Origin of the sequence: Glutamicibacter sp. AOP38-B1-38 (genome assembly GCF_052377485.1) — a bacterium.
Taxonomy (GTDB): domain Bacteria; phylum Actinomycetota; class Actinomycetes; order Actinomycetales; family Micrococcaceae; genus Glutamicibacter.
The window spans coordinates 112,722-127,079 of the sequence record NZ_JBQSWU010000007.1; the positions used below are offsets into that span (position 1 = coordinate 112,722).

General features: G+C 61.9%; 13 protein-coding genes. 4 read left to right on the forward strand and 9 right to left on the reverse strand.

The window, feature by feature from the left end:
- Positions 1 to 36: 36 nt before the first annotated feature.
- The gene (locus tag ACT3TP_RS06050) at positions 37 to 900 is read right to left on the reverse strand and encodes a phosphatase PAP2 family protein (protein WP_096283479.1); all 864 of its coding nucleotides are present in this window, start codon (positions 898 to 900) and stop codon (positions 37 to 39) included.
- 80 nt (positions 901 to 980) lie between these two features.
- Between ACT3TP_RS06050 and ACT3TP_RS06055 the strand changes: the two genes are divergently transcribed.
- The 3 genes from ACT3TP_RS06055 to menD all read left to right on the forward strand — a co-directional run bounded on the left by ACT3TP_RS06055 (position 981) and on the right by menD (position 6,057).
- Positions 981 to 1,988, forward strand: a complete 1,008-nt coding sequence (locus ACT3TP_RS06055) for an o-succinylbenzoate synthase (protein WP_444619871.1) — start codon at positions 981 to 983, stop codon at positions 1,986 to 1,988.
- Positions 1,989 to 2,101: 113 nt separating this feature from the next.
- The gene (locus tag ACT3TP_RS06060) at positions 2,102 to 4,228 is read left to right on the forward strand and encodes a PhoX family protein (RefSeq protein WP_444619873.1); all 2,127 of its coding nucleotides are present in this window, start codon (positions 2,102 to 2,104) and stop codon (positions 4,226 to 4,228) included.
- A 137-nt stretch (positions 4,229 to 4,365) separates the two neighbouring features.
- Positions 4,366 to 6,057 carry a 2-succinyl-5-enolpyruvyl-6-hydroxy-3-cyclohexene-1-carboxylic-acid synthase gene (gene menD / locus ACT3TP_RS06065; protein WP_444619875.1) on the forward strand — a complete coding sequence of 564 codons (1,692 nt, stop codon included), beginning with the start codon at positions 4,366 to 4,368 and terminating at the stop codon, positions 6,055 to 6,057.
- A 69-nt stretch (positions 6,058 to 6,126) separates the two neighbouring features.
- Here the strand turns inward: menD and ACT3TP_RS06070 are convergent, their stop codons facing one another.
- The 4 genes from ACT3TP_RS06070 to ACT3TP_RS06085 all read right to left on the reverse strand — a co-directional run bounded on the left by ACT3TP_RS06070 (position 6,127) and on the right by ACT3TP_RS06085 (position 10,083).
- Positions 6,127 to 6,909, reverse strand: a complete 783-nt coding sequence (locus tag ACT3TP_RS06070; RefSeq protein WP_096283487.1) for an amino acid ABC transporter ATP-binding protein — start codon at positions 6,907 to 6,909, stop codon at positions 6,127 to 6,129.
- Between the two features lie 13 nt (positions 6,910 to 6,922).
- The gene (locus ACT3TP_RS06075) at positions 6,923 to 7,714 is read right to left on the reverse strand and encodes an amino acid ABC transporter permease (RefSeq protein WP_096283490.1); all 792 of its coding nucleotides are present in this window, start codon (positions 7,712 to 7,714) and stop codon (positions 6,923 to 6,925) included.
- Between the two features lie 98 nt (positions 7,715 to 7,812).
- Complete coding sequence (locus ACT3TP_RS06080) at positions 7,813 to 8,595, reverse strand: ABC transporter substrate-binding protein (protein WP_096283492.1); 783 nt, start codon at positions 8,593 to 8,595, stop codon at positions 7,813 to 7,815.
- A gap of 150 nt (positions 8,596 to 8,745) precedes the next feature.
- A complete protein-coding gene (locus tag ACT3TP_RS06085) occupies positions 8,746 to 10,083 on the reverse strand; it encodes an isochorismate synthase (protein WP_096283494.1) in 1,338 nt (445 codons plus the stop codon).
- Between the two features lie 286 nt (positions 10,084 to 10,369).
- Between ACT3TP_RS06085 and ACT3TP_RS06090 the strand changes: the two genes are divergently transcribed.
- Entirely contained in the window at positions 10,370 to 11,467 is a 1,098-nt protein-coding gene (locus ACT3TP_RS06090) for a polyprenyl synthetase family protein (RefSeq protein ID WP_096283496.1), read from the forward strand.
- Positions 11,468 to 11,533: 66 nt separating this feature from the next.
- Here ACT3TP_RS06090 and ACT3TP_RS06095 read toward each other — a convergent pair whose 3' ends face one another.
- The 4 genes from ACT3TP_RS06095 to ACT3TP_RS06110 all read right to left on the reverse strand — a co-directional run bounded on the left by ACT3TP_RS06095 (position 11,534) and on the right by ACT3TP_RS06110 (position 14,338).
- Entirely contained in the window at positions 11,534 to 11,881 is a 348-nt protein-coding gene (locus ACT3TP_RS06095; protein WP_444619877.1) for a hypothetical protein, read from the reverse strand.
- A gap of 87 nt (positions 11,882 to 11,968) precedes the next feature.
- Positions 11,969 to 12,481, reverse strand: a complete 513-nt coding sequence (locus ACT3TP_RS06100; protein ID WP_444619879.1) for an HIT family protein — start codon at positions 12,479 to 12,481, stop codon at positions 11,969 to 11,971.
- Positions 12,481 to 12,915, reverse strand: a complete 435-nt coding sequence (locus tag ACT3TP_RS06105; RefSeq protein WP_096283502.1) for a hypothetical protein — start codon at positions 12,913 to 12,915, stop codon at positions 12,481 to 12,483. Before ACT3TP_RS06105 ends, ACT3TP_RS06100 begins: the two co-directional genes overlap by 1 nt.
- A 19-nt stretch (positions 12,916 to 12,934) precedes the next feature.
- Entirely contained in the window at positions 12,935 to 14,338 is a 1,404-nt protein-coding gene (locus ACT3TP_RS06110) for a PucR family transcriptional regulator (protein ID WP_096283504.1), read from the reverse strand.
- Positions 14,339 to 14,358 lie beyond the last annotated feature (20 nt).

Below are 14,358 nucleotides of genomic sequence, written 5' to 3' on the forward strand. Positions count from 1 at the left end.
GGTCAAATAGACCGTGCCTCGGCGAGGCGTATCCTTCTAGCTTTGCAGCTGGCGTGTCGGACCCAGGATTACCGAGCGCAGGCACAGTCCGGCGATGAGCGAAACCGCAGTCACATGCACCAATCCCAGGATCGCATAGGCGATCAGCAGCGCTTCGGGGATGCGTTGGATGTGCGGGTGCGGTAGCAAGACTGCGGCAGCCAGAACCAGCAACCAGATCACCAGGCAGCTTATCCCGGTCCTACGGGACCACGCCGATTTTGAAACGACCGGTGCCAGCGGTTGGATGCGCTGCAGGATGGCGCTGGCCAGCACCAGCCAGAACGCCACGATGAGGAATCCTCCGGCGATATCGCTGGGCCTGTGCCATCCGCAGATCAGCGTAGCGAGTCCCGTGGCCGTCGCGAAGATCCAGGCGATAGGCTGCACCACCGGGCGAAGCTTGGGCGGCGAAATGAGATACATCAGCCCCATGGCTGCGGCGGCTGCCGTGGTGTGTCCGGAAGGGAAAGAATTACCAGCCGTGCCGAAATTGAAGTCGGGCCGTTCCAGAAGCAGATGTTTGAGTACCTGGGTGCTCAGCAACGCCGCGGCCACCGCCGCGACGGCAAGGGCCGCACGCAGGAAACTACGATCCCGAATCACTCGGTAGAGCAAGAAAATCCCTGAAATTCCGGCACAGATCCACGGCAGGAGATTCAAGAATTCGCGCGCCGGGTCAAGTATTTCCGTGCGCGGCCACCACTGGGTCCAGCCCACGAAGGCGGCCTGATCGGCCCATTGCCCTACGCGCAGCTGAACGAAGAACAAATATTCGACGGCAAATAGTCCGGCGAGCAGCACCAAGGCCCACCACCAGCGAAGGTGGCGAGGGGTACTGAGGAAAGACCGCGGACTCATGACTCTAGAATCTCACATTTCGGCGGGCCAGCCCTATCGCCGATGCCTGTAAGCCTAGACACTATCGATAGTCTAGGCTTATGGATTTTGCCCTGCCTCCGGTGGAAGAACTGATAGCGAATGCGCACGTGGTGCGGTTACCGATGCGGGTGAAATTTCGCGGGGTGACCGAGCGTGAAGCCCTGCTGATTCAGGGTCCGGCCGGGTGGGGAGAGTTCTCCGCCTTCCTCGAATACGGTCCGCCAGAGGCCTCGCGCTGGCTTGCCGCGGCCATCGAGTCCGCCTATCAGCCCTTCCCGCCGGCCCTGCGCTCCAGCATCCCGGTCAATGCGACGCTTCCGGCGGTGGCTGCGAACCAAGTGAGCCGTGTTCTGGCGAACTACGATGCGCCGCACACCATCAAGATCAAGGTCGCCGAGAGAGGCCAGAGCCTGCAAGATGACATTGCCCGGGTCGCCACGACCCGGCGGCTCTTCCCGGAGGCTGCCTTGCGCGTCGATGCGAATACCGGCTGGGGGATCGAGGAAGCCGTCACCGCGCTCCTGGCACTTGCCGAATACGACCTGCAGTACGCCGAGCAGCCGGTTCCCGGAATTACCGGGCTGGCCCAGGTCCGCGAACGGTTGCGTGCCCGCGGAGTAGAGCTGAAAATCGCCGCCGATGAGGCCGTGCGCAAACATACCGATCCGCTCGAAGTCGCCCGCCTGGGTGCAGCGGACCTGATGGTGATCAAGGCCCAGCCCCTGGGAGGCATCAAGGCGGTGCTGGAAATCGCCGCCAAATCAGGGCTGGACGTGGTGGTCTCCAGCGCCCTGGACACCTCCGTGGGGTTGGCGCAGGCCGCCGCCCTGGCTGCGGCTCTGCCGGAGCTTCCCTATGCCTGCGGGCTGTCCACCGGCTCGCTATTCGCCGAGGACGTGACCTCGACGCCGTTGCTGGCCACCGCCGGTCAGCTCCCGGTTCGATCAGTGGAGCCGGAAGCCGAGAAATTGCTCAAGCTGCGGGTCGCCGCGCCACGCAGAATTTGGTGGGAACAACGCCTCCGTGACTGCTACGCGTATCTGGAGCAACCAGAAAACCGTTCCTGACAGGTGTTTACGCGCAGTTAACCTGCGCGACGGCAACAGCTCACCTCTTGATGAAAAGCTCAACTAGTTCGTTCCCCTGAACTTGAGCCAAAGAATGAGGAAGTGCCGTAGTTATGAATCCCATCCGAACCCTGTTGCCGATGCTGGGCCACACCCGCGGCGGACGTTCCGCAGCTACCTGCCACTTCAAATGTGGCGACGCTTGCGTTAAGCCAGAGTGCAACACCTCGGGTAATAGCTACTTCAAGGACATCGCCGACCAGGCCCTCTCGCGCCGCAACGTGCTCGGCTTAGGCGCAGTCGGCGCCTCGGCGCTGGTGATCGGCCCGCAGCTGCTGGGAGCCCCGGGCGCCGTGGCCGCACCGCTGGTGGAGACCGGCCTCGGCAAAGGCGGCCACCTGAAATTCGAAGCCATCGATCCGGTTTCGCGTTCCGTGGACAATATGAGCGTCCCCGAAGGCTACGACTGGCACGCGATCATCCGGTGGGGCGATCCGCTATTCAAGTCGAGCCCGGAATTCGACGCCATGAAGCAGTCCGCGAAGGCCCAGGACCTGCAGTTCGGCTATAACTGCGACTACCTGGACATCATCGCCGACAAGTATTCCGGACGCACCGGCGTGTTGGTGGCCAACCACGAGTACTCCAACGAAGACATGATGTTCGATGCCCAGTGGTTTGCCGAGAACACCGACGAAGCCCGCCGCATCGCGATGAGCTCCCACGGTCTGAGCGTCGTGGAGATCAAGCGCAAGAAGAACGACAAGCGTTGGACCTACGTGGTCGGCGGGGAACGCAACCGCCGCATCACCGCAAATACCCCATTCGCCGTAACCGGTCCTGCCGCCGGCAGCGAGCTGCTGAAGACCGTCGCGGACCCAACCGGCAAGCTGGTGCTCGGCACGCTGAACAACTGCGCCGGCGGAACCACCCCGTGGGGCACCGTGCTCTCCGGCGAAGAGAACTTCGACCAGTACTTCCAGGGCCGCGGAACTGCCGAGGAATCCCGCTACGGCATCGGCACCAGCGCGTCGGGCCGCGGCTGGGAGCACACCGATCCACGCTTCGGCCTGAACAATGCGGGCTACGAAAATGAGGCAAACCGTTTCGGCTGGATCGTTGAGATCGACCCGCAGAACCCGAACTCCACCCCCGTCAAGCACACCAGCCTGGGCCGTTTCAAGCACGAGGGCGCTACCGTGCGCGTGGCGAAGAACGGCAAGGCCGTGGCCTACTCGGGCGATGACTCGCGTTTCGAATACATCTACAAGTTCGTTTCGAAGGACACCTACCGCAAGAACGATCGCCAGCACAATATGACCCTGCTCAACGAGGGTGACCTGTACGTGGCCAAGTTCTCCGGAAACTCCCCGGTTTCCGAATTCGACGGCAGCGGCCAGGTCCCAACGGATGACGCATTCGACGGCACCGGCCAGTGGCTGCCACTGGTGCGCAACGGCGAGTCGATGGTCGAAGGCATGAGCCTTGACGAGGTCTTGGTTTACACCCGCTTGGCCGCGGACAAGGTCGGCGCCACGAAGATGGACCGTCCAGAGGATGTCGAGCCGAGCCCGGTATCGGGCAAGGTGTACGTGGCCCTGACCAATAACACCGACCGCGGCAAGGCCGGCAAGGAAGGCGCTACCGAGCAGAACCCGCGTATCGCGAACCGCGACGGCCACGTGCTGGAAATGACCGAAGCCGGGAACGACGCAACCAGCACCCGCTTCACCTGGAACATCCTGCTCGTTGCCGGCGACCCACGGGTCAACTCCTCGACCTACTTCTCCGGGTACCCGACCGATAAGGTCTCGCCGATTTCTTGCCCGGACAACCTCGCCTTCGACTCGGCCGGCAACCTGTGGATCTCCACCGATGGCGCACCAGGGGTCATCGGCCTGTCTGACGCCTTGCACAAGGTCAGCCTGCACGGCAAGGATCGCGGACGGGTCGAGCAGTTCCTGGCAGTGCCAACCGGTGCGGAGACCTGCGGCCCGGTAGTGCACGACAAGGACAACTCGGTCTTCGTCTCCGTCCAGCACCCGGGCGAGGGCGGCAGCTTCGCGCAGCCGACCTCACTCTTTCCAGACTTCATCAATTCCGCAGATTCGGTCGGGAAGGGCCAGTTCTACGGCCCGCGCCCATCCGTGGTCCAGGTTTTCAAGCAGGGCAACGGTAATGGAAACAATGGAAATGGCAACAACGGAAACGGTAATGGGAACGGCAATAACAAAGACTAGTCTTCAGTCTTAGCCGACCCTAGACCCCGGTGAGGGCGACTCAGTGCAGCACTGAGCGCCTGCACCGGGGTCTTGCCATAACTGGGCATAGACTTGAACCGATGCTTTCAGGCGATACTTCAGGGGTGGAACACGGCGTGAGCGCGCGGCAGGATGAAGGACAACCGGCAATTGACACGGCGCGTCAGATTTTGGCCGCACTGATTCGCGCCGGGCTGCGCGACCTGGTGCTTTCCCCGGGCTCACGCAGCGCACCCCTGGCCTACGCCGCAGCCGAGGCGGAAGCCGCCGGACATTTGCGGTTGCACGTACGCATCGACGAGCGTTCTGCAGGCTTCCTGGCGCTGGGGCTGAGCCACGGATCAAAGATTCCCGTCGCGCTGGCCGCCACCTCCGGAACCGCGATCGGGCAGCTGCTGCCGGCCATCATGGAGGCCAACCACACGGCAACGCCGCTGCTGGTGCTCTCCGCCGACCGCCCCGATGAACTACTGGGGACCGGCGCAAGCCAAAGCACCGACCAGAAGACCTTATTCGGCTCCCACGTGCGTGCGGCGTTGAACGTCGCCGCGGGTGCCGACCCGGCACCAGCGCTCGCCCAAGCACTTGCGGCCCTGGCAGGTTCAACCCGGCAGCCTGGTGGCCCGGTGCAGCTGAACCTGCAATTCCGCGACCCGCTGACGCCCGCAGACGCAGACCGCGTCGAGAAGCAGGCCTGGACCGAACTGAGCCCGGGGCGGTGGCACACGGCCACAGCGCCGGCACCCTGGGCCAAACCCGAGGGCCTGGCTACCCGCCGTACCGTCGTGGTCGCCGGCCATGGAGCCGGCGCCGAAGCCCAGATCTTCGCCGAGGCGCTCGGCCTGCCGCTGTTCGCCGAACCATCCTCCAACGCACGCCATTCCACCCAGGCCATCGGCCACTACCGGCCATTGCTTGCCGTGGGGGCGGGGCAGATTGACCGCGTGGTGCTCTTCGGCCGTCCTACGCTCAGCCGCCCGGTGGGGAAGTTATTGGCGAACCGAGCGGTGTCCACCGCGATCTGGCAGCCGGGACCGGTGGCCTGGTATGAACCCGGACGCCGCCGCGAAATGGTGATCAGCGAACCGGAGAAACTGGTCGAATTCGCCGGGAGCGCGCCGGAAGGGTGGATGGCGGCTTGGCGGGACCTCGATGCCCAGGCGCTCGCCGTACGGCAGGGCCTGGCGGACGAAGCGCTGCTCACCGGCCCGGTGGTTGCCGAGGAAATTTGGCGGACGCATTGCGGCCCGCTGCTTTTGGGATCCTCGAATATCGTCCGCGACTTCGACCTAGCCGCAATTCCCGCCGCCGCGGCCGGGGCTAGGGTATTCGCCAACCGTGGGCTTGCCGGGATCGACGGAACGATCTCGACCGCGCTGGGCCTGGCGGTGGCCACCGGTGAACCGACGCTGAGCGTCATGGGAGATATCACCTTCCTGCATGACGCCAGTTCCCTGGCGTGGACCCCGGGGGAAGCGGAGCCGGACCTCGACGTGGTGGTCTATAACGACGGGGGAGGCGCGATCTTCTCCACGCTGGAACACGGGCAGGTAGAGCAGTCAGGACGCTACGCGCAGACGGTCGAGCGGCTCTTCGCCACGCCGCAAAATGCCCGGCTGAAGGCGCTGGCGGCGGCTTATGGATGGCAATACCAACTGGTGGCGACGCGGACCGAGCTGCGCGAGGCGCTGCGGACCCCCAAGGCATGCAAGCTGCGGCTGATCGAAATCGCTGCGAGCAGAGCGGGGCTGCGGGCCGATAGCCTGGAACTCGCCTCGCGCATAGCCGAACTTCGCTGGCCCGCGTAATCCCAAAAAAGCAGGGCATGGAATCAGCGATCGCCGACTCCATGCCCTGCTTTTTGCGGACCATGCCGCCTAGAGGTCTACGTGTGTTGGGTCCAGAACCCGGCGCAGGAAGTCCTGCGTGCGCGGCTGCTGCGGATTGCCGATCACATCCACGGCCTTGCCTTCTTCGACCACGATGCCTCCGTCCATGAACACCACACGGTCGGCAACTTCCTTGGCGAAGCTCATCTCGTGGGTGACCACCAGCATCGTCATGCCGGACTTGGCGAGGTTCTTCATAATCGAAAGAACTTCGCCCACCGTCTCGGGGTCCAAGGCACTGGTTGGCTCGTCGAAGAGCATCAGCGTTGGTTCCATCGAGAGCGCGCGGGCGATCGCCACGCGCTGCTGCTGCCCACCGGAGAGCTGATCCGGGTAGCGTTCGCCGAAATCTCCCAGGCCTACCCGTTCCAGATTGCTCAGGGCGATCTTGCTGGCGTCCTTCTTGTTTCGCTTAAGCACCTTGAGCTGGGCCACCGTGCAGTTCTCCAGCACCGTCAGGTGCGGGAAGAGGTTGAACTGCTGGAAGACCATGCCCACGTTCTGGCGCATCTTATCCAGATTGACCTCCGAATCGGTGGTCTCAAAGCCCGCCACGTGGATGGTTCCGCCGTTGGGCTGTTCGAGCAGATTCACGCAGCGCAGCAAGGTGGACTTGCCGGAACCCGAAGGGCCGATCAAGCAGACCACTTCGCCCGGTTTGACCTCGAGGTCTATTCCCTTGAGCACTTCATTGGAACCGTAGGCCTTGCGCAGCCCGACGATGCTCACGCCTGAAGCTTTGACCGATAGCTCATTATTTGGAGTCGTCATTCTCTGTTCCTAACTATCGCTTGGTCCGCGCCGAGCGGGATTCGAACTTGCGAGCAATCAGGCTCAGCGGAATGGTGATCACCAGGTAGAACAGACCGGCAACGACCAGCGGGGTGATACCTGCATCCAGTGATGAGATGCCGTCACGACCGAATTTGGTCATCTCGTACTGGGTGAAGGCGGCCCCGAGGATGAAGGCCAGCGAGGTGTCCTTGGTCAGCAAGATGATTTCGTTGGTCATCGGAGGGAGCACGATCTTGAATGCCTGCGGGATCACGATGGTGACCATTGCGCGCCAGGCGGGCATGCCCAGCGAACGGGCGGCCTCGGTCTGGCCCTTGGGCACAGCCTGCAAACCTGCACGCAGGGTCTCCGCGATGTAGGCGGAGGAGACCAGACCCAAGGCGAACATGATGTTCACCGGTTGTGGCCAGTTGGTTCCAAAGGCCTGAGGCAAACCGAAGCCGAAGGCCAGGAGCACCAGGATGGCGGGAATGCCGCGGAAGAACTCGATGAATGCGGTTGCGAACCACCGGTACGGTGCGAACGAGGCCATCTTCATCAGTGCCAGCAGCAAACCCAGGACCAGGCCGAAGGCGAAGGAAATCACCGTGTAGAACACGGTGTTTCGCAAGCCAATCAGGATCATGTCTGGGAACATCGGTCCCAATTTTTCGAAGGAGAAGAACGCATAGCGTGCCTTCTCCCAGTCCACGGCAAACAGAATCGCGATGACCGCGATCACGAAGATCACGATCTGGATGGTCTTGCTCATGCGGGCACGCTGACTTGTAGTCATTGCCATGCTTGCAAACCTCTCGTAAAGGTAAGGGGAGCCGAGGCGAGGACTTTTTGAGTCTCGCCTCGACTCCGCCTGGTGTTCATTCGTTCAGCGATGCAGAATTACTTCTCGCCGAACCACTTCACGGTCAGTTCTTCCATGGTGCCGGCATCGGTCAGACGCTTCAGGGTGCCATTGACCAGCTCGAGGGTTTCGGCTTGTTCCTTTGGTACCGCAATACCTAGCTGCTCACCGGTCTTGAAGTCAGCGACCACCTTGAAGCCTGGCTTGTCCTTGATGGTGTAGCCAAGCACCGACTGGTTGCCCAGCAATGCGTCGACCTGGCCAGCAAGAAGCGCCTGGGTCTGCAGGCCGGCATCTTCGTAGCCGATGGTGTTGTTCAGCCCCTGCTCCTTGGCGTACTTCTCGCCGGTGGTCGCCTGCTGCACGCCGACCTTCTTGCCCTTCGCGGACTCCAGATCGGTGACTCCCGAACCTTCGGCCGCAATCAGCACCAGATCATCGTCCATGTAAGGGGTGGAGAAATCCATCTTGGCTGCACGTTCCTCGGTGATGGAGACCGAGGAGATCGCGATATCGCACTGCACGCTGAACAGGCCCGACTCGATCGAGTCGAAGCTGGCATCGATGACATTCAGATCGAGCTCGGCATCCTTGGCGATTTCGGCGGCGATGTCCATGTCGAAGCCGACATTCTTTCCGTCCTGGACAAATTCGAAAGGCTCGTAGGGGATATCTGAGCAAAAGGTGAGCTTGCCGGCGTTGACCGGGAATCCACTGTCTTCGGACTCATCGGAAGTCCCCGAACCGCAGGCGGTGAGGGCCAAGAGGGCCACCGAGGAAACGGCGAGAGTTGAAACGAAGCGTTTCTTGAGAGGACGCATAGGATCAGAACCTACTTTCGGTAATGCGAGTGGATCATTGCGTAGGAACAATCATAACCACGGACGCACTAGACCGAGACTTCCATCACACATGACGCGCAAAGCATCAGCTTTGCTTATGCTCAGATTCGGCTCATCGGCCGCTGGGTTCTATTCCGCGCGCAGGGCCTGGCGCATCGGACGCATCTTGGCCCAGGACTCGGCCAGCTCGGCTACCGGTTCGGAGCCGGGCACAATGCCGCATCCTGCGTAGAGCCGCATGAGATTCTCGGCTTCGAGCATTCCTCCGCGCAGTGCGATGCCAAATTCGCCATCCCCGCGGCTGTCCACCCAGCCCACCGGTCCGGCATAGGGGCCGCGGTCCATGCCTTCCAATTCGCGCAGCAATACTCCGGCAGGCTTCGTCGGGGTGCCGCATACGGCGGCGGTCGGGTGGAAAATCTGCGCAACATCCAGTGCCGAGGGGAGCTGGCCCTCGGCGTCGGCGCGCAATTCGGCGCGGACGTCGCTTGCCAGATGCCAGACATTGGGAAGCGCGAGGATAAACGGTTCCTCGGGCGACTGCATGCCATGGGAAATCGGGTTCAAGGATTCGGTCAGCGAGTCGATAGCCAACTGGTGTTCGTGGCGCTGCTTGGGATCCTCGAAGAGTTTTTCCTGCGCGTAGCCCGGCGCATTGGCGCCTTCGGTGGCCCGGTCCAGGGTACCGGCCAGCACGCGAGCCTCGGCAAGTCCGTTGGTGACGCGCACCAGCATCTCCGGAGTCGCGCCAACCAATCCATCAACGGCGTAGGTCCAGCAATTCTCATATTGTTCGGTCAAGATGCGCAGCACCGAGGCCAGGTCGATCGGCTTGGTGCTCCGAGCCAGGATGTCGCGCGCCAGCACCAGTTTGGAAATGCCGCGCTCTTCGAACTGTCCCAGCGCCGCCGTCACGGCTTCCAGATAGGATCCCGCGGTGAGCTGGCCGGTGGTGAGCTCGATTTCCCCCGGATCCTGGGCGGGAATTGCCGAACTCGCGAGCTTTTCCTCGGCCAATCGCAGGGCGTCGGCAAATTTCATCCCTTCGAGCTTCTTCGCCGGTCCGGTGATCGTGATCCATGCCTGCTCCCCGTCCTTGCCCAGGACCACCTCAGGGATGACCAGCCGTGAGGCGAAGGTGCTGGTGAAGGAGAAAGCGAACGAACCGAAGGCGACCAGGCCGCTGCCGGGACGGGCAATCGGGTCGGTGATCTGCGCCAGCTTGATGATTTGGGCAAACCATCCCCGGGCCTGTGCGAAACGCTCTTCGCCCTGCGTGTGGATCTGGGCGGCGACGCCGAATCCAACGAGGCCATTTCCGTTGCGCGTCCAAACCATGGCGTGGTGGCGGAGGGAATCGGAAATTAATGACTGCGCGGCATCTTTGAAATCGAAGGTGACACTGGTCAGGGCCGGTGTCGTTGATTGATGCGCGCTGGCGGCGAGAGCGGTCGAATCGGCAGACATGATAAGGCTAAGCCTACCGCGCAACAGGCTGGACGGTCGCGTGGAGGTGTTGCTGCTCACCCATGTGAGATGCGCCGGGTCTGTTCCTCCGGGCCCGCGCCAACCGGTAAACTCGGGGGCGAATACAGTTCGGGTACTTCGACTGTCATTGACGGTGGTTGCGGAGCGCCCGAAGACGTTGACTGGTAAGCATCGGCTAGAGTGAAGTTTGCGTGCATTTGGCATGCATGGAGTCTTCGCACTCTGCGATGACCAACCCGATGAAAGATAAGTAAGCCGTAAAACAGTGACTGATTCCAAGAGCAACTGGACCGCAGCCGGGCACGACGTGTCCGACTCGATTGAGCTGAATCCTGAAACCGCGGTACTCGCTGCGGCCCTCAATCTTCCCTCGGGCTTCGCGCTGATCGCCGAGGACCCGGAGTATGGTCCCGCCATCTCCACCGGCATGGCCAAGGTTGAGAAGCTGCTGCGCGACGCGATCGCCAACTCCGACCCGCTGATAGATGCCACCAGCCGCCACCTTGTGGAGGCCGGCGGCAAACGTGTGCGCCCCCTGCTGGTGCTGCTCACGGCGCTGCTCGGCGAGGGCATCAACGACGAGGTCATCAAGGCCGCCGCTATCGTTGAGTTAACCCACCTGGCTACGCTGTACCACGATGACGTGATGGACTCAGCTCCCATGCGTCGCGGTGCACCGACCGCCCATGAGGTCTGGGGAAATTCTGTCGCCATCCTGGCCGGAGACCTGATCTTCGCCCGTGCGTCGGTCTTTGGCGCCGAGCTCGGTACCGAGGCGGTGAATTGGCAGGCGCGCACCTTCGAGAGGCTGTGCCTCGGCCAGCTGCACGAGTCAATCGGCCCGCGCGAAAGCGAAGACGCGATTGCCCATCACATTCAGGTGATCAGCGACAAGACCGCTTCCCTGCTGGCAACCTCCGGGGCCTATGGCGCCAACTTCGGCGGCTGCCCGCAATTTATCGATGTGCTGCGCGAGTACGGTGAAAAGGTTGGTGTCGCCTTCCAGGTTGCCGACGACGTGATTGATATTGCGTCCAAGGAAGCCGAATCGGGCAAGACTCCCGGCACGGACTTGCGCGAAGGCGTGCCGACGCTGCCAATCTTGCTGCTGCGCCAAGCAGCCGAGCACGGCGACGAAGCGGCGCAGGCGGCCGTAGCACTGGTCGAGGCGGACTTGAGCACCGATGAGGCGCTGGCGGTCGCCGTCGCGGCGGTCGCCGCGCACCCGGCCACCACCGAAGCATGGAAAGTCGCCCGCCGCTGGGCGGACGACGCCATTGCCGTACTTGCGCCACTGCCCGAGGGAACCATCAAGCAGGCGCTGATTTCCTTCGCCGATGCGGTCGTGACCCGCGAGGCCTAGTTCTACGCACCAAAGCGCTGCTTGCGATCTCAATCGGGATCGCAAGCAGCGCTTTGTTTTAATCTGCTAGGGCGCTGCCGGTTTTTTCGCGGCGAGCAATTGCAGGAAGAAGCAAAATGCGAGACCGAAGAACGGGGTGAGCAGCAGCGGTTCGCTAATCCCCGAGAGCTTAGCGGACAGCGCCACAGCCAACGACCCAAGAGTGATCACCAAGCACGCAAGCCGAGAAACCTTCGGAGTATTGAGCATGCCTGCGGTCGCCGCGGAAGCCAGAATAATCCACGCTATGATTAGCCAGTTCTGTGCCGCGCTGGGTGTCGCTTGAGTCATGCTCCAGAGCACGGCGCAGGAAACGAAGACCGCGAGAACGGCCAGGATCGTGGGTTTATGCGTGTCTTTACTGCGTTGCACCATCACCATCACCAAAGAGCGTAGCCGGTTTGTTCCCATAACCGTAGCCGGTGCAGGGCGCTTGGTGAAGGGGTGAAACGCAATCCTCACTCAGCGAATGATTTCCGCCTGCTGAAGTCGGTTTGGGTGCTCGGGCGAGCATAGCGCCGCGCGCAGCTCCCTGGCCTTCTGCGCCCGTTCGTCGACCGGGACGCGGTGGCGCAGCTGGCGGTACAGCTCGTCGTCTGCATAGCGCGGGAACACATGCTGGTGATAGTGCCAGACATGCTGATTGCCCGCAGGCTCGTTGTGCTGGCGGGTGCTGGTTCCTTCCGGATTCCACGCCAATTTCATCGCCAGGGCGACGCGCTTGGTCTCCCGCATGATGGCAGCGCCGGTTCGCTCGTCCAGGTCGTAGAGCGCTTCCAAATGCGCGGTGGGAATGATCATCACATGACCGCCGTAGTTCCCGAATCCGTCGCAGGCCATGATCGCGGCAACCAATTCGGTCTGATAAATCAGATCGCTCGGCGCGCAGAGGTTGCCTTCGCTAAATGGCTGCTCGTTGACAAGCTCGCAAAAAGGGCAGCGATATCCTGCTGGTTCATGGGAACTATGCAGCACTAGTCATCCAGTTCGGCGGCTAGTTCTTCGAAGACCCAGCTGAACAGGTCCAAGGTGAATTCGCTGAAGGTTCCTTCTTCGCTGACCCAGGTTCCCTTGGCATTATTGCGGCGGTATACGATCGGATCCGGCACGTCGAGCTGGGAGGCTTTAAAGCCCCACACGTATTTCTCTTCTTCGTCTTCGAGGAACAACAGGTAATCCCCGTCGATTTCCAGCTCTTCGGGGTCGAAGAAGAAATGGTAGGCCTCGGTGAAGTCCTCGTTATTGCCGACCGCGAGGTAGAACTCTTCGAGCACGAAAGGAATGGAAACCCCCGATTGGGCCAGCCCCTCGGCCAATTCTTCGGCGGTCAATCCGTCAGCTTCATTCCACTGGTCCTCAAGGTACTTGGGGACGAGGGAACGGAACTTTTCAAGAAACATGTCAGCCATGTCTTTATCCTATCGAGAATTAGCCCAGTTCAAGTGCGCTCAACGCGATCCACAGCTGCACGCGATCGCTGGTGACGTTCGGGTCGTACCCGGTGAGTTCAGAGATCTGCTGCATGCGATAGCGCACGGTATTGCGGTGCAAGCCCAGTGATTCCGCGACGGCGCCTACCGAGCCGTCGCGATTGAGGTATTCGCGCAGCGTCCGTTCAAGGTCGGAATCGTGAGTTGCATCAAATTTGCGAATCGGTCCCAAGGCTTCCTCGGCCAGGTCCTGCAAGGGAACATCTCGGGCGGCGAGCAACAGCGAGGTCAGCGACAACTTATTGGGCACGTTGACGCGGTCACCATGGCGCAAGGCTTCGAGAGCTTCAAAATAGCTCCACCGGATGCCCGAGGTATTCGGGTAGCGCCCGCCATATCCCACCCGTGCGGTGATACCCGCGTCATTCAGGTAGGCATCAAGTCGTCGAATCGAATGCTGCAGCTGGTTGTGTGCCACGATAATCGCCAGGCGGTCCTCGACGATTACGGAAACCTGTGAGCTCAGTTCGGCCGGCAAGGGCAGCGCCGGCAAGCGTTCGGGGTGCGTCGCGGCCTGAATCAAGATCACCGCATGCTCGCGCTTCGGATTGAGCCCCAGCGCGCCGATTCTGACCGTCGCATCATCCCCGGCCAGCGTGCCGGCGGCCAGGTCCGCTAGCACCTGGCCGTTGGCTTGGCGTTCCGAGGCGAGCAGCCGGGCGTTGTTGGCAACCTCAAGTCCGATCAGCGACTGCGCGTATTCGATCAGAGGATCTGGCGCGTACGGCTGCGCTAGGTGCAGAATGCATTTGTCGCGGATGCCGGTGGCCACCGGCAGGCTATTCCAATCGCGTTGCTCGTCGTAGTTGCCGCTGATGCTTTCGCCATAAAGAGTCAACGCCACGTCGGTCTTCAATATCCGGGCGAGTTCATCGAGCATGGTGTCCAGATCGGAGGACAGCAATGCGCGGGTCAGCCGCTGGTGCGAGCGCAGCAGGCGTTCGAGCCGCTGCAGGTGGTCCGCGTTCAGCGCCTCGGCGATGATGCGAGTGATTGCGGCAAAGGGAATCTGATAGGGAACCTCGAAGACCGGGAGGCCGACCTCATTTGCTGTCTGCAGGATTGAGGCTGGGACATTTTTGTGGCCCAAGCCGGTGCCGAAGCCCAAGGCCACGACGTCATTCTGCGCGAGGGTCTTGACGAATTCTCGTTGGCTGGCCGTCGTCTTCTGCCGGACCCCCGTGGTGAGCACGATTTCCCGGCCGGTGAGGAAGTCTGCCGGATTGAGAAGTTCGGTGACCGCGCCCCAGGTGATTGCGGTGTCATTGGCTGCCGAATGATCGTTGAGCGGACGAAGATCCAGCTCGTCAAGGGCCAATAGGGCGCGTAGTGTGATTGCCATACGGCAATTCTATGGTGCCG